The following is a 21,172-nucleotide window of genomic DNA, read 5'->3' as shown; positions in this document are numbered from 1 at the left end:
CAAAAGGAGGACGCGCGGAAGGGCGGAGTAGTTCAGTCTTTGATATCCCCCGGGGTGATTCCCCGTCACCTCGCCCCCTTACCTCGACCCTCTCAGAGTGAGCGAAGCTCGTCTCGATCCCGCCTTCATCTTCGCCGAGGCTATCGGCGGATAGGGAGCGGAAAGAGGGTAACGATTTCAAACCCTCATCAAGGAGATGACCAAATGAAACATGTCGGAAATTGCTTCTGTGGCGCGGTCACGATCGAGGTCACGGGCGAGCCGGCGGCGATGGGCTATTGCCATTGCCGCTCCTGCCGCTCGTGGTCGGGCGGACCGGTGAACGCCTTCAGCCTGTGGAAGCCTGAAGCCGTGCGCATCACCGAGGGCGCCCAGCACGTTGAGACCTTTGCCAAGACGCCGCTCAGCCAGCGCAAATATTGCAAGAAGTGCGGCGGTCATCTCATGACCAATCACCCGCCGCTCGATCTGATCGACGTCTTCACCGCCACCATCCCCACACTCGCCTTCAAGCCCGGGGTTCACGTCAATTATGCCGAGACGGTGCTGCCGATGCGCGACGGCCTGCCCAAGCTGAAGGACTTTCCCGCCGAGTTCGGCGGCAGCGGCGAGATGATGCAGGAGTAGGGAGTCCTTCGCCTCTCCCCGCTTGCGGGGAGAGGCCGGATTGCATCGAAGATGCAATCCGGGTGAGGGGGACTCTCCGCGAGTCCAACTGCCAGCGCCTCTGCGGAGACTCCCCCTCACCCCAACCCTCTCCCCGCAAGCGGGGGGAGGGAGAAGTTCGTCACGTCATCCCCGCGCGGCGGAATCCTTCCAGATAGTGCGCGCGATCCTCCTCCCGCAGCATCGGGAGCTCGCGCATGATCCAGGCGAGCGAGATGCCGGGCTGGGTGCGGCGCAGGCCTTGCAGCGCGGACGCGGCGAGCACGGGATCCCCCAACATTCCGGCGGCGGCCGTCAGCACGCGATGCGCGCCGACGAAATCGCCGCGCTGTCGCATCGACTCCCGTGCCATCTGCACGGCCGCCTCGTAATTGCGGCCGATGAACTGGGCATAGGCCGCAACGCCGCAATAGATCCCCGCGAGCGGATCGCGCGGACTGAGCTGCAGCGCGCGGCGCGCGGCGGCGTCGCCGTCCTGCCATCGTCCTGCGTAGCACAGCGTCACGCCGTAGGAGGCGTGCGCCATCGCGAAATTCGGATTGAGTTTCAGCGCCAGCTCGAACTCCGCCAGCGCGTCGTCGAAGCGGCGGCGGAACAGATAGGTGTAGGCGAGGCCGTGATGGGCCCAGGCGTCCTCGCGATCGGCCGCCACCGCCGCAAGGGCCGCGGCTTCCGCGATGGGGACGGTTGCGGCCATGTCGGCCCAGCCCATATGCGCGCCGAAGATATGGCTGGTCGCGAGCAGGCCCAGCGCCTTGCCATAGGCGGGATCGATCGCGATCGCCTTTTCGAGCAATCCTTGCGCGACGGCATTGTCCTCGCGGGTGATGCGCCAGTAATGCGACAGCGCGCGCATCACGAGGTCCCAGGCGTCCAGGCTGCCCGGCGGCTTCTGCTGGGCGCGAAAGCTCTCGGCCGCGTAGAGCTGCGGCTCGATCGCGCCGACGATCGCTTCGGTGATCTCGTCCTGCACGGCGAAGATGTCGGCAAGCTCGCGATCGTAGCGCTCGGCCCAGAGATGGCTGCCGGTCGAGACGTCGTTGAGCTGGGCCGAGATGCGCAGCCGCTCGCCGCTCCGCCGCACGCTGCCCTCGAGTACGTAGCGCACGCCGAGCTCGCGCGCGACCTCTTGGATGTGCACGGCGCGGCCCTTGTAGACGAAGGAAGAGTTGCGCGCGATGACGAAGAACCAGCGCAGCCTCGACAGCGCGGTGATGATGTCCTCGCTGATGCCGTCGGAGAAATAGTCCTGCTCGCGATCGCCGCTCATGTTGGTGAAGGGCAGCACGGCGATCGCGGGCCGGTCGGACAGCGCGAGCGCAGCCGGCTGCGTCTGGGCGACACGACCGGGCTCCGGCGCGGCCGCGCCGCGCTTGGTCTCGACATCGCCAACGAAACGAAAGCCCTTGCGCGCGATGGTGCGGATCAGCGTCTGGCTCGCACCATTGTCGCCGATCGCCCTGCGTGCCGCATTGATCCGGCTGGTCAGTGTGGATTCGGAGACGCTGCGCCCGTGCCAGATCTTGTCGATCAGCTCGTCCTTGCTAACCACCCGGTCACGGTTTTCCATGAGATGGACGACGAGATCGAAGACCTGCGGCTCCACGGCCACGGGAACCTGCTCGCGGCTCAGCTCGCGCCGGTCGGTGTCGAGTAGGTGATCCCGGAACAGAAACTGCACGTCGAGAACTCAAGCCTCATGATGAAATCAGGCAACGGCAAAATCAGGCAGTGGAGAAATCAGGCAGTGGTGAAATCAAAATGGATTTCGACTTGAAGCCTGTAAGTCCGCCGAAGGGCGCGCCGGGTTCACCGCAATTGCGAGATGGCTGCCATGCCGTTTTCGAGTAGGAATTCAATCTCAACCGGAATGTGGCGGTTTGGGGCAGATTGCCGCGGGCGACGTACTGAATTGATACCATCGTCCTCGCAATCGATCCGTCATCCTGAGGCGCCGGAGCGCAGCGGAGGCCTCGAAGGATGCACGGCCCGGCTGCATCCCGGCCGCTCATCCTTCGAGGCTCTGCGCGCGCTGCTTCGCATCTCGCGCCTCGCACCTCAGGATGACGGAGGGAGCAGCCGAATGCGCGGTCGCAAGGCGCACGCCATCGAATGTGTGGCGAACCGCAATGTCCATTGCCGAACAGCGCGGCCTGCGTAAGCTGCCCTCCACACAAAACATAACCACGAAGAAGCGCCCATGCCCGCTTTCCCTGCCTCCACCACCGTGCTCGACTCCATGCTGTTCCGCGACGCCTTCGGCACGCCGCAGATGCGGGAGGTGTTTTCCGACGTCGCGCTGGTCGCGCGCTATGCCGAGGTCGAGGTGGCGCTGGCGAAGGCTGAGGCGAGGTGCGGCGTGATTCCGCAGGAGGCCGCGGATCAGATCGCGGCGCGGACGGATGTCGCCGCGCTCGATTTCGACCTGTTGCGGCAGGAGACCGACATCGTCGGCTATCCGATCCTGCCGCTGGTGCATCAGATGGTGAAGCAGTGCGGCGAGGCCGGCCGCTACGTGCATTGGGGCGCGACGACGCAGGACATCATGGACACCGCCGTGGTGCTGCAATTGCGCGCCGCGCTCGAGATCGTCGAGCGCGACATCGCCGAGCTCCGCGGCATCCTCGCAAACCTCTCGAAGCGCTATCGCGACACGCCGATGGCGGGCCGCACCCATCTTCAGCAGGCGCTGCCGGTGACCTTCGGCTACAAGACCGCGATTTGGCTTGCGATGTTCGACCGCCACGCCGAGCGGCTGGCGCAATTGAAGCCGCGCGTGCTGGTCGGCCAGTTCGCCGGCGCGGCGGGCACGCTGGCCTCGCTCGGTGACAAGGGCTTCGATGTGCAGGAGGTGCTCTGCGCCGAGTTGAAGCTCGGCGTTCCCGCCTCGACCTGGCACGTTGCGCGCGACGGCTTCGCCGAGGCGGTGAACTTCCTCGCGCTCGTCACCGGCTCGCTCGGCAAGATCGCACTCGACATCATGATCATGGCCTCGACCGAGTTCGCCGAAGTCTACGAGCCCTTCGTCAAGGGGCGCGGCGCCTCCTCGACCATGCCGCAGAAGCGCAACCCGATCTCCTCGGAGCTGATGTTCGCGGCGTCCAAGGCGGTGCGCCAGCACGCGGGCCTGATGCTGGATGCGATGGTGCAGGATTTCGAACGCGCCACCGGACCCTGGCACGCCGAATGGATGGCGATCCCCGAAAGTTTCGTGCTCTCTGCCGGCGCGCTGCATCAGGCGAAGTTTGCGCTCGCCGGCCTTATCGTTGACGAAAGGAAGATGGACGACAATCTCGCCGTCAGCCGCGGCCTGATCGTGGCCGAGGCGGTCATGATGGGCCTCGCGCCGCAGCTCGGGCGGCAGGAGGCGCATGACGTGGTCTATGACGCCTGCCGCCACGCCAACGAAGAGGGCAAAAGCCTCGCTGATGCGCTGTCCGCTGATCCACGGATATCCAGCCGCATCGACCGTGCCACAATCGACGCGCTCACCTCACCGAAAAATTACCTCGGGCTTGGGCCCGCGATGGTCGACCGGGTGCTGAAATCGGCAACGCGTTGAAAACCACGATACGCTAAATTGCGTATCTTTCATGTGTCGCAGGACAATCGCACACTTGTGTCTCGCGCTGCTAGACTTAGATTGAACAGAGAGTTTCGGCAGAGGACCCCGCATGACTGATCACCGCAATACTTCCACTCCCATCGATCCCGCGAAACTCGACCGGCTGGCCGAGGTGGCGGTGAAGGTGGGCCTGGGCTTGCGGCCGGGACAGGATCTTCTCTTGACGGCGCCCGCGATCGCGCTGCCGCTGGTGCGGCGGATCGCCGTGCACGCCTACAAGGCAGGCGCCGGCATCGTGACGCCGATCCTGTCGGACGAGGAGATGACGCTGGCGCGTTATCGCCACGGTCACGACAACAGTTTTGATCGCGCCGCCGGCTGGCTCTACGAGGGGATGGCGAAGGCGTTCTCGGAAAACACCGCGCGGCTCGCCATCGTCGGCGACAATCCGATGCTGCTGTCGGGCGAGGATCCCTCGAAGGTGGCGCGCGCGAGCAAGGCCAATTCGATGGCCTATCAGCCGGCGCTGGAGAAGATCGTCAATTTCGACACCAACTGGAACATCATCGCCTATCCGAGCCCGTCTTGGGCCAAGCAAGTGTTTCCCGATGATCCCGAGGACGTTGCGGTCAGCAAGCTCGCGGATGCGATCTTCGCCGCCTCCCGCGTCGATCGCGAGGATGCGATGGGCAACTGGGCGAGCCACAATGCGGTGCTGCGCGAGCGCACCAACTGGCTCAACGGCCAGCGCTTCCGCGCGCTGCAGTACTCAGGGCCGGGCACCGACCTCACCATCGGGCTTGCCGACGGCCATGAATGGGAGGGCGGTGCCTCGCTCTCCAAGAACGGCATCAGCTGCAACGCCAATATCCCGACCGAAGAGGTCTTCACCACGCCGCATTGCCGGCGCGTCTACGGCCATGTCGTGAGCTCGAAGCCGCTGTCCTACCAGGGCACGCTGATCGACAACATCGCGGTGCGCTTTGAGGACGGCAAGATCGTCGACGCCAAGGCCTCGCGCGGCTCAGAGGTGCTGAACAAGGTGCTCGACACCGACGAGGGCGCGCGGCGCCTCGGCGAGGTGGCGTTGGTCCCGCATTCTTCGCCGATCTCGCAGAGCGGGCTGTTGTTCTACAACACGCTGTTCGACGAGAACGCGGCGTCGCACATCGCGCTCGGCCAATGCTATTCGAAATGCTTCATCAACGGCGCGCAGCTCACGCCGCAACAGATCGCCGCGCAAGGCGGCAATCAGAGCCTGATCCATATCGACTGGATGATAGGTTCGGCCGAGACCGACATCGACGGCATTCTCGCCGACGGCAGCAAGGTGCCGGTGTTCCGCAAGGGCGAGTGGGCGAAGTAACGCCAACGGTCTCTTCTGCGGTGCATCCTTCGAGACGCCCGCCGTTGGCGGGCTCCTCGGGATGAGGTCTCGTTTCGCGGAGAGATGTTAGACCGTCATGGTGAGGAGCGCCGCCTTGCGGCGCGTCTCGAACCATGAAGGCCGAGCGCATTGGTACCCTCGAAGCCTCTCTCACGCCGCCGCGTTGCGCAGCATTGGGTTGTTGTCGATGCTGAAGCGGTTGAACAGCGTCGTGAACGGGCTGCCGTCGGTGGCCCGCACGATGGCGTCGGACGCGGCCACTGCTTCGTAAAGCGCGCCGACGGAATCGTTCGCCGCGGGCAGATCGAGCGCGCCACGGATTTCCTCGCGAGCCTCGTTGATCTCGTCCTCGTCGTCGAGCGTTGTCTCCAGCACGTCCGCCGCGCGCCGCATCTCCACGAGGTCGCCGCCGGCGGAAAATTTGAGGATGTCCAGCCAATAGGGGCGGGCGACGACGAGCTGGACGAACGCCTCGAAACTCTCCGCGATAATTCCTGCGCGGCCCTCCGATGAGACGTAGAGCACATTCTGCGGCGGCAGCAGCATGAACGCGCCGCCGGAGGCGTCACTGCCGATCTGCCGGGGGGGCGTCGACACCGTCGATGGTGAACCAGAGTTCCTCGTCCGGCGCGAAGGAGATATCGAGGCTGCCGAGCCAGGCGACGACCTCGCCGTTGGCTGCCAGAACCTCTGGGGTCAGGGACATCGGGTGTGGCTCCTTCGATAGTCAAATTCGCGCGCTTTGTCGCACCCCGGAGAAGATCGGTTCAAGTCCGCCAATTTGCAGGGAAATCGGGACGTTAACCGTTTCGCATCTGCAACTTGCGGCTGATTGTCGGGGCCTGCGTAAGGAAGAATTAAAAGGCGGCTACTAGCGTTCCAGACATCTTTCGAAATAATCCGGGCCGCGACCCGGCCATACATATTATACTCCATGGGATAAGAGATGTCGCACGCATTGATTGAAGTCGGTAGTTGCAACGTGGATCTCGAGGTGCGGCCGATCGAGCCGTCCTGGATCATCGAGGGCAACCCGGTGTCGCGCTCGCACATCCTGTCGACCAGCGCCGACGGCACCGCCTCGACCATCATCTGGTCCTGCACCGAAGGGCGCTTCAACTGGTACTACGACATCGACGAGACGATCATGATCATCGAAGGATCGATCGTGCTCGAGAGCGATGGCATGCCGCCGAAGCGCTACGGCCCCGGCGACGTCATTTTCTTCCGCGATGGCGCCCATGCCAGATGGCATGTCGAGGGCCACGTCAAGAAGATCGCGTTCTGCCGCAAGACCAATCCCGTGGTGCTCGGCTTCCTGATCCGCGTCGTCAACAAGCTCAAGCGGATCTTCGTCTCCACCGGCGAGCGCCGTCCCGCCTCGCTGATGGGGGCCGGCTAGACTTTTCAAGGACGCTTCCCAGCGGCCACGACGGAAGAGGGGGCCGGGATCAGCATCCCGGCCCCTCTTCTCGTCATGACGGCAGCTCGAGCCGGTAGAAATCGGTCGCGGTCTGCGAGAACAGCGCCGTCTTCTCGGCTTCGCTCAAAGGTGCCGCAATGCGCTTGAAGGCGTTGAAGATCACCTGGTAGCTGCACTGGCCCTTGTCCGGCGGGAAATTGCTCTCGAACATCGCGCGCTTCGGCCCGAACGCTTCGATGCAGGTCTCGACATAGGGCCGCCAGGCCGCGGCAAGTTCCTCGGATGACGGGGGCCTTTCGCGCAAGTGAAAGTCGTAGCCGAGCAGGCACATCGCGAGCCCGCCGAGCTTCACCACCACGTTCTCGCATTTGGCGATCTCGCGGATCGAGGCGCGCCACTGCGGAAACACCTCCTCGCGCCGTCCGGCAAAGCGGCCGACGCCGGCCGGGCCGCCGCAATGATCGAGCACGATCCTGGTGTCGGGGAAGGCGCGCGCGAGCTCGGTCAGTTCGCCGATCTGCGGATGGAACAGCCAGGCATCGAAGCTCAGGTTGAGCGGTGCAAGGCAGGCAAAGCCCTTGCGGAAGGTCGGGTCCTGCAAAAGTCCCTTCGGCCGGTTCGCATACATGCCGGCAACGACAGGGTCTTCGTCCCAGGCCGAGGAATGCCTGATGCCGCGGAAGCGGCCGTTCCCGGCGGCAATCTCCGCTTCTAGCACGGGCTTTGCGGCGTCACCCAGCAGCAAGTTGGCGTGGCTGACGATGCCGGCGCAGATCGCGGCCTTGCCATAGCCGCCGCTCGCGCTCATGGCGGCGACACCGTTGGCGAATTCGACCTCGCCAATGGGCCGGAACGCTTCGGGCCCGTGCGCGCGATACATCGAGCGGCAATCGACATAGACGGTGGCGATGACGTTGTGGCCGGAGGTGATGTCGGCAGCCATCTCCTCGATCAGATAGCGGTGCCCGCGATTCCAGAGATGGTGATGGGGATCGACGATCGGCCGCGCCGGATCGATGATCTCCTCCTGATATTGCGCGAGCCAGTCCTCGCGCGGCTCGACAAACAGCCCGCTTGTATTGGCGGGCAACCCGCTTGCAGCCATCGGCGTTCGCTCCCTCAAGTTTTTTGTGGGAGCAGCCTAGCATCTCATCCTCGTGCGCAGCAGCGCGCGTTGCGCAACCGCACCCATCATCGCGAGCACAGCGGCGCCGTCGTCAGGCCTTGCGCCGTGTCGCTCTGACGTCGACCACCAGCCGCCAATCGCTTGCGGTCGCGGGCTTGGCCTCGCCCAGCCAGTGGAAGGAATCCGCGGTGATTTCCGTAAAACTCCAGCGCGTGAGCTCGCCGGACTCGGTCGTGCCCTCTTGCACGATGTCGTTTCCGCGCGGGCGGCCAATCTGCTGGCGGAACACACTGCGGCCAGGATCGAACCAGGAAATCCGCCACGCGGAAATGGAGGGGTCATAGACCCGCAGTGTCGTGCCGTACCAGTTGCCGGCGACTGGAAAGGCCGGGCTTCCCGCAGGGCGGGGAATGATCCAGACGTCCTGGACGGCGCGGCCCTCGAGCACCCAGCCGAAATGGATTTCGCCAGGCGCGGTGTGTTTCGTTCCGTCGAGCCCGTGGGCGGTGATCCCGGCATCCCAGTCGCCGACGAAGCGGCCGTAGAGCTGGAGCGCCGCGGCATGCTCAGGGTTCGGTCCATTCGCGTGCAACAACCTTGTAAAATCAGTCATGTCGCTCTCCTGTTGCAGGGAGATGAGCACGATCGGCCGTCGGTGGACTTGGAGAAAATTGCGCGTCAGACGCCGTCGAGAATGATCACCGTCGGCGTCGATGGCAGCGCATCCCGTGACATCCGGAACGAGCGCTCGCTGCGCCGGTCGATCTCGAACTGCTGGCCGATGCGGCGCATGAAGTCTTCCAGCGGGGTGGCGAAGCGGTGCATAGGCAGCACCACCGAGGCGCGCAACCGCTTGGTGATCTCTGAGATGCCGTCCAGCGACATGGTGTAGGTGCCGTCGATCGGCACCATCACGATGTCGAGCCGCCCGATCTGGGCGAAATGACTGTCGTCGAGCTTGTGGTGGAGATGACCGAGATGGCCGATGCACAGGCCCGCGACCTCGAAGATGAAGATCGAGTTGCCGTCGCGGATCATGTCGGCGCCGGCATCATCGCCGAAATAGCGGCGGATGTCGGTCGTGACGTTGCGGATGAAGGTGTCGCCGATGCGCTCCGACACGATGGCCGGCTTGCCGTCCTCGCCCCAGCCATGCAGCACATGCGGAATGCGCTTGTCGGGAAACAAGGTGTAGTGCGTGCTGTGGGCCCGGTTCATGGTGGCGACATCGGGCAGCCGGCCGAACTGGTAGGCGCCGCTATAGTCGGTGGCGATGCGCACGCCGCCGGGCGTGTCGATGAAATAGGTGGAGTGGCCGGCATAGGTGATCTCGACCTCGGCCGAGTTGGCGGTCTGCCGGAACGCAACCGGCATCGCGCGAGGCGCAGCGTTCGCCATCGCCAGGCATTCACTGCGCTGGGGCTGTTGGGCGAGGGCAGGTGTAAGGAATGCGCCGAACAGCGCCAGGGCCGCCGAAACTAGTCGCCACATGTCCGTCCCCGATGACTTCAGGGGGAAAGTCTAGCGTGCGATGCAGCGCGTGGCCAACAGCGCGCGATCAACAGCGCGTCAGTGTCGCACCACACTCCTGCCTTTTATTCACGTCTTGGGCTGAACTTCCACGTCACGCCGACGAGGCCGGCGGTGATGACGCCGCTGACGAGGCCGGCGATCGGGAGAGCGAGTAGCAGTGCGGCGGTGGCGGCCCAGCCGATCGAGGAGAATGCTTCGGCGAAGGTCGCAAGCCGCGAGGAGGTCTGGCGGCGGCGGAATTGGCTGCGCCGGGCCTGGACCCGGAACCAGAGCTGGATGGCGGTCGCTGAGGCCGCGCTGACGATGATCGCACCGGCGCTGATCGCGGCCTGGAACGGCGAGGCGAAGGCCAGCACAGCGAGCAGCGGGCAGAAGATGATGGCGATCGCGATCAGCACCACCTCGATCTTGGCGCGGATGACGCCGGACGGCGTCAGTGGCGCGGTCGCGACGAGATCGGGGGGCGTCCTCGCCCGAGATCGTCAGCCAGGCGAGTCCGCCAGCGAGCTGCCCCGCCGCCATGACGATCACAGGCGTGATGAGCGTCACTGCCGTGGAGCTGTCGGCAAAGCTGCGCCAGAGCAGCAGTGCCGGCGGCACCAGATAGAGAAGCTGCATCAAGGTCTGCGAAATCAGCCAGGGATCGCGCCAGAGCAGCATGAATTCCTTGCGCCGCAGCGCCAGCTGCCGCGATCCGCCGCGGAACGGGCGCTCCTTCGCGCTCCTGCGGCCGGACTTGCCGTAGGCGGCGGCATCGATCGCCGTATCGGTAAAGCGGCCCGAGAAGGTCGCCATGACGCTTCCGAGCAGGACGAGCCCGAGCGCCAGAAGCAGCAGCAGCGCTTCGCCGTCGCCCATGGTCGCCCGCGCCGGCCACCACCAGATGCTCTCGACGTCGGGGGCGTAGGCGGCCGCGGCGCCGGAGGTCAGGATGGTGAAGCGCGACAGCGTGCCGTAGGACATGATCGCGGCAACCTGCAGCGCGATCACGAAGCCGGCGCCGATGATCGCCGCGAGGATCTGGGCCACGAAGCGCGTCCGCGCCGGGCCGATCAACCGGAACAGGAGGATGGTGACGGCGATGGCGATCGCCGCGGCCGACAGGCCCATGGCGACGACGACGCCGAACGCGGTGAGCCATCGCGCGCCACCGCCGATCACCAGCACGTCGATGAAGGGCGTCGAGAACAACAGCGCCATCACCGTGACGGTGAGCGCGATCGCGGCGATGCGCACCGAGAACAGATTGGCCAGCGTTGCCGGTGAAGACATGATGAGGTCCAGATCGGCGCGGGCGTAAAACACACGCGTCACCGATTCGATCGCCTGCGACAGCATCAGCGTCCAGGCGAGAAAGATCGTTGCCGAAATCACAATCAGCGAGGATTTGTCGAGCGGCAATTGCAGATCGGCGAAGCGACCGATCACCGCCCAGGCCGGCAGGTGCAGGAGTGCTGCGAAGAACAGCAGGCCGATCATTGCCACGCGCGCCCGCTTGCGCCGTCCGCCGGTCATCATGGCGAGCCATTCGCGCCAGGCGAGCCGGAGCTCGTGGCGGGCAAACCAGGAGAGCGCGGTCGCCGAGCTCATGCGGCGGCCTGAAGCGTCACCAGCGCGATGAAGAGATCTTCCAGGCTGGTGTCGACATGGCCGTTCTGCTGGCGCAGCTCGGTCAGCGTGCCCTCCGCGACCAGGCGGCCGGATGCGATCACGCCGATGCGGTCGGCCATGCGCTCGGCAACCTCCAGAATGTGCGTGGTCATGATGATGGTGCAGCCGGCCCGAACGCGCTCGCTCAACAGACCCTTCACATGGCGGGCGGAGACGGCATCGAGCCCCGTCAGCGGCTCGTCGAGAATGATGAGGCGGGGATCGTGCACCAGCGCGCCGGCCAGCGCCACTTTCTGGCGCATGCCCTTGGAAAAGCCCTCGCAGCGTTCGTGCCGATGCGGCTCGAGCCCGAGCGAGCTCAGCAGCTCCTGCGCGACCGGCTCCGAGACGGACGGTGCAATGCCCCAGAGGCCGGCGACGAATTCGAGATATTCGAGCGGGGTGAGCTTGTCATAGATCATCGGCTCGTCGGATACCCACGCCATCACCTGCTTGGCGGCGACAGGGCTTGCGAGCGCATCGATGCCGAAGATCGAGACCGCGCCGGCATCGGGCCGCAGCAGGCCTGCAACCATGCGCAAAGTGGTGGTCTTGCCGGCGCCGTTGGGACCGACCAGTGCATAGAATTCGCCGGCATGAATGGTGAGATCGAGGCTATCGACCGCCAAACGGTCAAAACGCTTCGTTAACCCTCGGATTTCCAGTGCCGAGTTGTCCGGCTTCATGACGGCCACACCCATGCGGTTTTGCATTGCCCGCGACCATGCCCCGAAGACGTTTCGGCGCCGTGAATCGCGCTGGTGCAAATGCGGCCATCTGGAAATCGTAGCACCGAAGCAATCCGTGAAGAGCGCCTACGATCCCCCGCCCGCGTTGCCTGAATTCACCGGGGCCAGCTCGTCTTCCCGGCAGCGCCAGCCGTCGGCGGCTTTCACGAAGGCGAAGGTGCGCTGGATCCTCAAGCGCCGCGTCACATTGAAGGCTTCTGCCGAGCGCTCCTTGTTGCCGGCTCCCGGCTGTGGACGTCCCGTCCTGGCGTTCCAGCAGGTGCCGGTGCAGTTGGACGCGACCTTGCTGCAGGTGGTGAAGGGCGCCAGCACGACCATTTCGATCTCGCCGGTGACCTGCGCCTCCTGCTCGGTCACCTGACTGTCGACGGCGTAAACGCGGTTGATGCGAAGGAAATTGCCGCACGAATTGGCGGCGTGGATCCGCGCAGCGCAGAAGTCGACGGCGTCGGTGTCGGGCGACTTGGCCGCGACCTGCCGGCCGAACACCTTCTTCGGATCGCCCTTGGCGGCAGCGATCTCGTCGGTCTTGTGCTTCAGATAATCGGTGAGACACTCTTCCGCGGACTCGAGCTCCTGAAGCGGCAGGTTCTCCTTGCCGACCAGATTGCACTTGCGATCGCGCTCCCTCGTCCACCGGCCATATTCGGAGAAGGCAAAGCGTGCAGCAGTCGGGTCCAGCTTGCCGATCAGGGCGAGCACCTGGCTGTTGAGCTCGGTTTCGGTCAGCGCCAGCGCCGGGTCCGCGCAGATCAGCGCGCCGGCCGCGGTGTTGGCCGCGAGACAGTCGAAATCCGGATCGCGGACAATCGCGGCGCGTTCCTCGGTGACCTTGAGAAGGCAGGCCTTCACCCGATCGAAATCGTCGGAGCGGATCGCGGTCTGGCCGACGATGCCGCAGCCGAGGTTGCGCTGGCGGATCCAGATCGCATTCTCCTCGATGGCGGGCAGGCGGTCGGGCAGGCGGGCGAGCCGCGCCTCGATCGCCGTGCTCAGCTTCTCGGCGGCGGCGGCAAGCTCGGCATCACCGCAGAACAATTGATTGCCGGGATCGTGAATCTGCTGGCAGTTGTTCCTGGCGAACAGTGGCAGCTTGTCGGCGATGGAGCTGTCGGATGGGACGGATTGCGCGAAGCTCGGTGCCGCCGGCAACGCCAGCAGCGCAAGCACAGTCAGTACGATGAACCGCATTCCGGTCGCCCCCTGCATAGCCGAAGCCATGCTAGCGTCCCGGATCGCGCGGTGAAATGGGTTTATGGCAAGATGGTTTGCGAGGGAATCGCAGACCCGCAGCCCGGATGGAGCCACCGGGCTACAAGGCTTCAGGTCAGCGCGCGTTGGCTGCGACCAGCGACAGGCGCTGGCTCCCTAGTCCGGACAACCGCACGGGCTCGTCGACATATTTCATCACGGCCGACTGGTAGAGCACGAACAGAGGCTGGTAGCCCCGGGCATCGTCGTCCTCGACCATCGCCATGCGGCGGTTGTCAAGCATCAGCCAGTGGCCGTCGAGCCGTGCGGCGGCAATCGCATGCGCTTCCCCGGCGCGGGTGTCGCGCACCACGACGATTCGGAGATCTTCGGCCGCGACGCCCGCAAGTCGCAGCGCCGCGAGCTTGGCGATGGCATAGTCCTCGCAATCGCCGGCGCCACGCTGGAAGGTCGCAAGCGGCGAGCTCCAGACGTCCTCGGTGCCGTCATTGGAAGCCCGGATCGCGAGGTTGATGGCGCGATTGGTCTCGCCCAGCCGCGCACGGCCGTCGCGGGCGCGGGCCTGGTCGACGATGGCGAGCAGCCTGAGTGCCGCAGGCGATGCGCAATGATCCCGATCGCCATCGCACAGCGCGAGCTGCACCATGTCGTCGTCGAGCCTGTCCTTCAGCGCGAACCATTTCTGCTGCAGGCTGCCGGAAGAGATGGCAAAGGCGAACACGCCGAACGGCTCGGCGGATTTGCGCACGAGGACGCCGGCTCCCGGCGACAACAGCGTGCCTGCGCGAAGCTCGGCGGCCGATCCGAGCAGGATCAAGCCGCAGACGAAAAGGATTGCGCGCCAGGCGCGCGAGCGAGCAGCGGTCTCCATCTGACATCCCCTTCCGGCTTCGCCAGGTCCCCCTCGACCTGTGCGTGCCGGGCTTTGTTGCTTTCGCGGAGATAGTGCGAGACGGGCCGTTTTGTTCTACTTAACGCGTCCTGCGGCGGTCCCAAAACCGTGAGACAGGCTGAAACGGGCCTGCCCAGGTTCCGTAAAATTTTACGAATCGAGCGGTAGGAGGACCCGGCTGCCGCGAAATGGAACCAATTGCAGGCAGAAGTTGTAGGTAGGCGGATTTAACGCCTACATAACGCACATTTAACGGCTATGGCTAACGGCCCGCTATATCGTGGGTTCTGTTAGTTGGGTCACAGATTTAGCTCCGTATTTGGCGCAGTATGTTGCGGGGAACTGCGAAGGCAAGATGACATAAATATCTGCCGTTGCATTTATACAATTGATTACTTTGGATGATTGGAAATGCGGGACGACAAGTCGAATTCGACCTCCGAATATTGCACGAAATACTTTCGTTCCTCTGCAGGGGGGGCCGCTCTGCGGGGGCTTCTGCCGCGAAGTGACGCGAAATCACACAAGCAATAGGCGGTTTCGCTAAGGACTTGGTAATGGTATGCAAGCTTAGGCGAGCGATACTTACTTAAATTTTAACCCTTTTTACGGTGCCCAGTTGAATTACGCTGGCAAATTTGACGCCGCGATCTCTTTGGATGGCCAGGGTTCCCACTCGCCCGCCTATGTCCATGTCGATTCCTTTACAGCCAAGGCGCACGGTCACGTGCCTGATGGCGCGTTCGTTGTTCCCAACCCGAACCTGATCTTCAACGGCGAGTTCAAGCGCGCAGGTCTCGATCTCGTGCTGTCCCATGAGGGGCACGAGTTCGTCGTTCACGACTATTTCCGGGGCGACAAGCGCGCGGCGATCGCTTCGCCCGATGGCGCGCATCTCACCGGCGACGTCGTCAACGCGCTCACAGGCCACGTGCAATATGCGCAGGCCGCGCCGGGGGCTGCTGCCGCGCAGGTCATCGGCCACGTCACCAAGCTCACCGGCAGCGCGACTGCGGTCCGCAACGGCGTCTCGGTCATCCTGAACAACGGCGACAATGTCGAGAAGGGCGATGTGGTCGCGACCGGCGCGGATTCGACGCTGGGCATCACCTTCATCGACGGCACCGTGTTCGGCCTGTCCTCCAATGCGCGGATGGTGCTGAACGAGATGGTCTACGACCCCAACGGGTCGAACAATTCCTCGCTGCTCAGCCTGGTCGCAGGCACCATCACCTTCGTCGCCGGCGAGACCGCCAAGCACGGCGACATGAAGGTCGACACGCCGGTCGCCACCATGGGCATCCGCGGCACCGCGGTGCTGACCCAGATCGATTTCGTCGTTCCCTCCGGCGGCGGCGATCCGCAGCCGCAGGCGAGCTTCCAGGTGCTGGTCGAGCCGAACGGCACGACGGGCTCCTACATCCTGTTCGACAAGGTCACGCTGCTGCCGATCGCGACGGTCAACCAGGCCGGCCAGATGATCCAGATCAGCGGCGGCAACGTGTCGGTCTCCAGCGCGCTGATGTCGCCGGACGTGCAGAAGCTGATCACGGACGTGTTCACGCTGAAGTTCAGCGACAACAGCAACACCAAGCTGGCCACGAACTTCACCGACACGATCACGCAGACCAGCGCCGGCATTGTGATCAAGACGCCGGCTGGCTATGTAGCGACCGCGGTCTTCACGAACCTTAATCCGCAGGACCCGCACGGGCCGGACATTTCAACGCCGATCGTCGGCCGTTTTCCCGGCAAGCCCCTGGTTCAGAGCCTCGATCTCAATGGCAATGTGAAGTCGGTGTTCTCGCTGACGGAACGCGCGAATTCGACCGGCGACACCAAGGATTCCGATACGGTCTCCGGCCGGATCACCTTCCTCGATCAAAATCTGGGCGACCGGCCGACGGTGTCGGTGAACCTCGCCGACGCGCCGAACTATGTCTACAAGAACGCTGGCCAGCAGGATGTCACTGGCTCGCTCACTGCTCTCCAGAAGCAGGACATCGCGGCGACGCAGATCAAGATCGACGTCGTCCCCGACGGCGGTAACAACAACAAAGGCTCGGCGGTCTGGACCTACACGATTCCGGACCACGTCTTCGACTTCCTCGCGGCCGGCGAAACGCTGACGCTGACCTACATGGTGCGCGTCGACAACAATTTCTCGCTCAGCCCCGAAACCTCCTTCATCCCGATCACCATCACGATCACCGGCACCAACGACAAGCCGGTGATCACCACCAGCGTCCCGACCATCGCCTTCGCCGGCGGCACCAGCGTGCCGGGTGGCCCGCTCACCAGCGACGTGCCGACCTCGGGGACACTGACCTTCAAGGATGTCGACCTCACCGATACGCACTCGGTCGGAGTGTCACACTTCAGCGCGGTCCTGCCCGGCGGCACCGTGCCCCAGAGCATCCACGACTTCCTTTCGAATGCCTTGTCGGTTTCGATTGCAACCGGCCATGACAGCACCGGAACCGGCACGGGAACGATCAACTGGTCGCTCGCCGATATTCCCGTCTACCTCGCCGACATCATCCCGAAGGGCGAAGTACTGACGCTGACCTACACCGTGACGGTCACCGATTCGCAAGGCACGACCTCGGACCAGACCATCACAGTCACGATCACCGGCACCGATGCTCCTGCCGTGGTGTGGATCGCGACCAGCAAGCCCGACGTTCCGCCTGGCGGCTTCTGGAAGGACGGCGCGAACTGGGAAACCGGCACCGTGCCGACGATCAATGACGACGTTATCGTCATCACCGACCAGTTACACGGGCTGACGCCCTCCTATCCCGTCACGATCGACGCCGCGGCGTACGGCAAGTCGCTGACGATGGATGATTACGATACGACGGAGCAGCACACGGCGCCGGAGGTGATCAACCATAGCACGTTGACGATCGCGGGCACGCTTACGCTCAATGCCGATGCGAGGTTCACCAACTCCGCCGATGGCCACGTTTTCGTCGGCGGCGCGATCGATGTCGAGACGATTACCAGGAAATCTGGCCTGGTCGTCACGAATACCAGCACCATTACGAACGCGGGCACGCTCACTCTGGCCGCAGGCGGCACGATCGATACCCTGACCACCATCGCCAACTCCGGCACGATCGATCTCTCCGGCGGTACGCTGGCGCTGAAGAGCAGCATTGCCAACAGCGGCAACGTCACCGTCGGCGCCGGCGGCAAGCTCACCGTCAACGGCGCGACAATTGACGGCGGGGCGGGCGATCGCGGGCCCGTGCTGAATGGCGGTACGAGCGACACCCCCCGGCGGTACGCATGTCGAGACCACCGGTTGGCCCGACATCGGCACGGTCACGAATAACGGCGAGCTCGATCTCACCGGCAATGCGGTTCTGAGCAACGGCATCCTGAAGAACAACGCTGTCCTCAAGGTCAGCGGCATCGGCAATGCGCTGGATTACGAGACCGTCACCAATGCCGGGACCATCGAAGTGCTGGCGGGCGGCGCGCTCACGATCGATCAGGGCTCGACCGTCGACAATTCGAGCGGCAACGTCATCGTCGACGGCAATGCCGTGCTGAGGCTGGACGAAGCCACGATCAGCGGCGGCTCCATCAACAATTACAGCGGCGTCCTTGGCGGCAAGATCGACGTCACAGGCAACAGCAAGCTCGACGGCGACGTGACCCTGAACAAGGGCTCTGTGACGGTCGAGAACGGCGTCACGCTGACACTCGACGACGCGACCGTTGCAGGAGCCGCCATCACCAATGGCGGCATCGTCAAGGTCGACGCGAGCAAGAAGCTGGCGTTGAACGGTGCGACCCTGACCGGCGGCACGCTGACCGTTTCCGGCACGTTGGAGTCCACCGGTGCCACCACGATCGCCGACACCAATATTTCGAACAGCTATCTGATCGAGGCGGTCGGCGGCGTGCTTGCATTGGTGGCGACGACCTACGCGACCGCGATCACGAATGGCGGCACCATCCAGGCCAATGGCGGCGAGCTCGACATCAACGGCGAGGCCGTCACCAATACCGGCACGCTGGCCGCAATCAACGACGGCACGCTGAAGCTGACCGCGATGACGGTGAACAACACCGGCGGCACGGTGTCGATCGAGTCCGGCTCGGCACTCGATCTGGCCGGCGCGATCATCGACGGTGGCACGGTGACGGTATCCGGCACGCTGGAATCGACCGGAACGAGCGCCATCGACTGCGCCGCCATCACCAACTCCGGCACGATCTCCGTCACCAGCGGCACGCTGACGATCGATCCCGGCGTCCTCCACGCCATCACCAATCACGGCCTGATCGAGGCGGCGACCGGCGGCACGCTGAAGCTGACGAGCGCCACCATCACCAACACCTGCGGGATGATCACGGTCGACGGCGCGTCGAAGCTCTATCTGACCGACGTCTCGATCAATGGCGGCAGCCTGAGCAATGCCGGCAATCTCTACAGCGTCTCCGGCCTCAGCACGATCACGGGCAGCGTCACCAACACCGGCACCATCGAGGTCCAGAGCGGCACGCTCAACCTTTCCGGCGGCCTTACCGGCACCGGCACGCTGATCATCGACGACAAGGCCACGCTCGAGCTCGGTGGCAGCGTTTCCGGCGCGATCGGCCTCGACGTCATCGCCCATGGCGACGTCACGATCACGAACAACGGGCACATCACCGGCACGGCCTCGTTCGGCATCAATATCGACCATGACGATGCGGGCGGGACCGGCTGGACACACGTCACCAACGCCGGCTCGGTGGTCGGCGCCAATAGTCTTGCGGCCATCTCCATCCAGGAGAACGCGACCGGCACGGCGACGATCGACAATTCCGGCACCATCGGACCCACTGACGCCGGCACCGTGACCTCGACGACCTACGCCATCTTCGAGACTGGCGGCGAGATCACGATCAACAACACCGGTCACATCAACGGCAACATCTCGGTCGCGACCGCCACCTTCAACAACGAGGCGGGCGGCACCTGGGCCGTTTCCGGGACCAGCGTCTTCGGCACACTGTCCACGATCGACAACGACGGCACGATCGATCTGCGCGACGGTGCGTCGATCTCGAGCGCTGATGGAGAGACGTTCGGCATCGCCAATTCGGGCGGGATCGAGTCCTGGGGCACGGCGACGATCACGGGCGCCATCACCAATACCGGCACCATTGAGGTCAACGACGGAATCCTGACGCTGTTCGGCTCGCTGTCGGGTTCGGGCTCGGTCACGATCGATGCCAACGCCACGCTCAAGCTCGAGGGCACGGTATCGCAGACCATCACCTTCGACGGCTGTGGTGCCGAGCTTCAGATCGATACGTCGAGCTTCGGCGGGTCGATCGCCGGGTTCGCCGCGACTGACAAGATCGATCTTTCGACCATCAAGTATGACGGCGGCACCTCTGCGACCTACGACCCCGTCACCGGCAATCTCGTGGTGAGCGATGCCTACGGCCATTCGATCACGCTGAAGCTCGTTGGCGCCGACTACAGCAATGCGCATTTCGCCGGCAGCAGCGACGGCCACGGCGGTACGCTGATCACGCTCGATGCTGACGACGACCCGCCGTCCTTCATCGCCGCCGAGGCATCGCCACACGTAAATGTCAGCGAACGCGATAACACTACCGGCTCTTCCGCGCCCGACCCGACGCCGGCCGCGACCGGCACGGTCCATTTTACCGACGTCGACTTGACCGACCGGCCGACGGCGACGATCACGAGCCAGTCCGTGACCTGGCTGAACGCCGATGACACGACACAGCTGACGCTGACGCCGGACGAGACCGCTGCGCTCGAGCAGGCGCTGACCCTTCAGCAGGCCGGCAAGAACAACGGCACAGTCGCCTGGAGTTATTTGGTCGCCGACAGCGCGCTGGATTTCCTCGGCAAGGGCCAGACCGCGACGGTAGACTCCACGATTACCCTTGATGACCACCAGGGCCAGAAGGACACGGCCGGGGTTACTGTCACGATCACCGGCGCCAACGATGCGCCCACGCTGGCGTCAGTAACCACCGGGCCGCTGGTGGATACGGCCGTAACCGACAGTTTCTCCAATCTCACCGGCAAGCTGATTGGGACCGATGCCGACAGCGGTGAAACGGCGACACTGACCTATGCCGTGGTCGATTCGACGAACCATGCGGCGGCAACAGTCGCAGGTCACTATGGCTCGCTGACGGTCAATTCCGACGGTACCTACAGCTACGTTCCCGATGCCGCTGCGATCAACGCGCTTCCGGCAGGCTCCTATTCGGATACGTTCAACGTCCAGACCACGGACGTGCATGGGGCGAGCGGCACGGCGACACTTACGGTGGACGTAACCGGCGCGAACGACGCGCCGGTGTTCAACGTCGACCAGATCAGTGTCACGCAGTTCAGCGATGAGCGGGTGATCGTGCACGGTCTGTCGGTTACCGACGCCGATGCTGCCGCCAATGAAACGTTCACGATCGCTGCCAGCACCCACGATTCGGGTAGCCACGTGAGCCCGTCATCGGGGACCGGTTCTTTGGCCTATATCAATTCGAAATTGCAGACGGTCACCTACCGGGAGGGCAGCGGAGAGCCTTCCACGGATAAGGTCATGCTCACCGTGACCGATGGCCACGGCGCGACCGATACGATCAACTTGATTTTCAATCTCGCTGAAGATGCGCATGATCACGTCAGCCTTGCCGGGACGACCGGCAAGGACGTGTTCTTCGGAACGAGCTATCAGGACCAGTTCGTGTTCGCGGCCAACTCGAACCACGACACGATCGTGAATTTCACGCCGCACCAGGACCACATTGATCTGTCGGCAGTTGTGACCACCTCCAGCATTTCCGACTGGATGAGCCACCATGTGGCCGCGTCCCCCCACGAATTCTGCGGACACCCTGATTACGATCGATCCCGCTGACACCATTTTGTTGAAGGGCGTCGTTGCCAGCGCTCTCCACGCGAGTGACTTCATCGTTCAT

Annotated in this window: 13 protein-coding genes and 2 pseudogenes; 5 read left to right on the top strand and 10 right to left on the bottom strand. The window is 64.1% G+C overall.

Annotated elements, in window-relative coordinates; all coding sequences use genetic code 11:
* The first annotated feature begins 204 nt into the window (after nt 1-204).
* Nucleotides 205-627, top strand: coding sequence for a GFA family protein (locus tag AC629_RS16465; RefSeq protein WP_084805903.1), 423 nt, complete (start codon nt 205-207; stop codon nt 625-627).
* Between the two features lie 160 nt (nt 628-787).
* On the opposite strand, the gene AC629_RS16460 is transcribed toward AC629_RS16465, so the two are convergent.
* A complete protein-coding gene (locus tag AC629_RS16460) occupies nt 788-2,347 on the bottom strand; it encodes a winged helix-turn-helix domain-containing protein (RefSeq protein ID WP_084805901.1) in 1,560 nt (519 codons plus the stop codon).
* 519 nt (nt 2,348-2,866) lie between these two features.
* On the opposite strand from AC629_RS16460, the gene AC629_RS16455 reads away from it, so the two are divergent.
* Nucleotides 2,867-4,228, top strand: coding sequence for a class-II fumarase/aspartase family protein (locus tag AC629_RS16455; protein WP_084805900.1), 1,362 nt, complete (start codon nt 2,867-2,869; stop codon nt 4,226-4,228).
* Between the two features lie 112 nt (nt 4,229-4,340).
* Entirely contained in the window at nt 4,341-5,597 is a 1,257-nt protein-coding gene (locus AC629_RS16450; RefSeq protein ID WP_084805898.1) for an aminopeptidase, read from the top strand.
* A 171-nt stretch (nt 5,598-5,768) separates the two neighbouring features.
* On the opposite strand, the gene AC629_RS16445 is transcribed toward AC629_RS16450, so the two are convergent.
* Together AC629_RS16445 and AC629_RS48720 are read right to left on the bottom strand one after the other, a co-directional pair.
* Nucleotides 5,769-6,164 (bottom strand): hypothetical protein, encoded by a 396-nt coding sequence (locus tag AC629_RS16445; RefSeq protein WP_245331886.1) that lies wholly within the window; start codon nt 6,162-6,164, stop codon nt 5,769-5,771.
* 19 nt (nt 6,165-6,183) lie between these two features.
* On the bottom strand, nt 6,184-6,324 hold the full coding sequence (locus AC629_RS48720; RefSeq protein ID WP_245331885.1) for a hypothetical protein: 141 nt from the start codon (nt 6,322-6,324) through the stop codon (nt 6,184-6,186).
* 240 nt (nt 6,325-6,564) lie between these two features.
* On the opposite strand from AC629_RS48720, the gene AC629_RS16440 reads away from it, so the two are divergent.
* Entirely contained in the window at nt 6,565-7,020 is a 456-nt protein-coding gene (locus AC629_RS16440) for a cupin domain-containing protein (protein WP_084805896.1), read from the top strand.
* 73 nt (nt 7,021-7,093) lie between these two features.
* Here AC629_RS16440 and AC629_RS16435 read toward each other — a convergent pair whose 3' ends face one another.
* From AC629_RS16435 to AC629_RS16405, 7 genes and pseudogenes are all read right to left on the bottom strand, one after another.
* Entirely contained in the window at nt 7,094-8,146 is a 1,053-nt protein-coding gene (locus tag AC629_RS16435) for an amidohydrolase family protein (protein WP_084805894.1), read from the bottom strand.
* A 112-nt stretch (nt 8,147-8,258) separates the two neighbouring features.
* Entirely contained in the window at nt 8,259-8,780 is a 522-nt protein-coding gene (locus AC629_RS16430) for a hypothetical protein (protein ID WP_084805925.1), read from the bottom strand.
* A 65-nt stretch (nt 8,781-8,845) separates the two neighbouring features.
* The gene (locus tag AC629_RS16425) at nt 8,846-9,658 is read right to left on the bottom strand and encodes an MBL fold metallo-hydrolase (protein ID WP_084805892.1); all 813 of its coding nucleotides are present in this window, start codon (nt 9,656-9,658) and stop codon (nt 8,846-8,848) included.
* Between the two features lie 104 nt (nt 9,659-9,762).
* Nucleotides 9,763-11,290 (bottom strand): annotated as a pseudogene (locus AC629_RS16420) (permease).
* Complete coding sequence (locus AC629_RS16415) at nt 11,287-12,036, bottom strand: ABC transporter ATP-binding protein (protein ID WP_084805923.1); 750 nt, start codon at nt 12,034-12,036, stop codon at nt 11,287-11,289. Before AC629_RS16415 ends, AC629_RS16420 begins: the two are co-directional and overlap by 4 nt.
* A gap of 129 nt (nt 12,037-12,165) precedes the next feature.
* Nucleotides 12,166-13,290 carry a lysozyme inhibitor LprI family protein gene (locus AC629_RS16410; protein WP_084805921.1) on the bottom strand — a complete coding sequence of 375 codons (1,125 nt, stop codon included), beginning with the start codon at nt 13,288-13,290 and terminating at the stop codon, nt 12,166-12,168.
* 136 nt (nt 13,291-13,426) lie between these two features.
* A complete protein-coding gene (locus AC629_RS16405; protein WP_084805891.1) occupies nt 13,427-14,182 on the bottom strand; it encodes a transglutaminase-like cysteine peptidase in 756 nt (251 codons plus the stop codon).
* 640 nt (nt 14,183-14,822) lie between these two features.
* Between AC629_RS16405 and AC629_RS50585 the strand changes: the two are divergent.
* Nucleotides 14,823-21,111, top strand: a pseudogene (locus AC629_RS50585) (VCBS domain-containing protein).
* Nucleotides 21,112-21,172: the final 61 nt, after the last annotated feature.

The sequence above is a fragment of the Bradyrhizobium sp. NAS80.1 genome (genome assembly GCF_001908205.1).
Lineage (GTDB): Bacteria > Pseudomonadota > Alphaproteobacteria > Rhizobiales > Xanthobacteraceae > Bradyrhizobium.
Note: the sequence above shows the minus strand (reverse complement) of the source record. Positions and strands in the feature narration are given on the sequence as shown.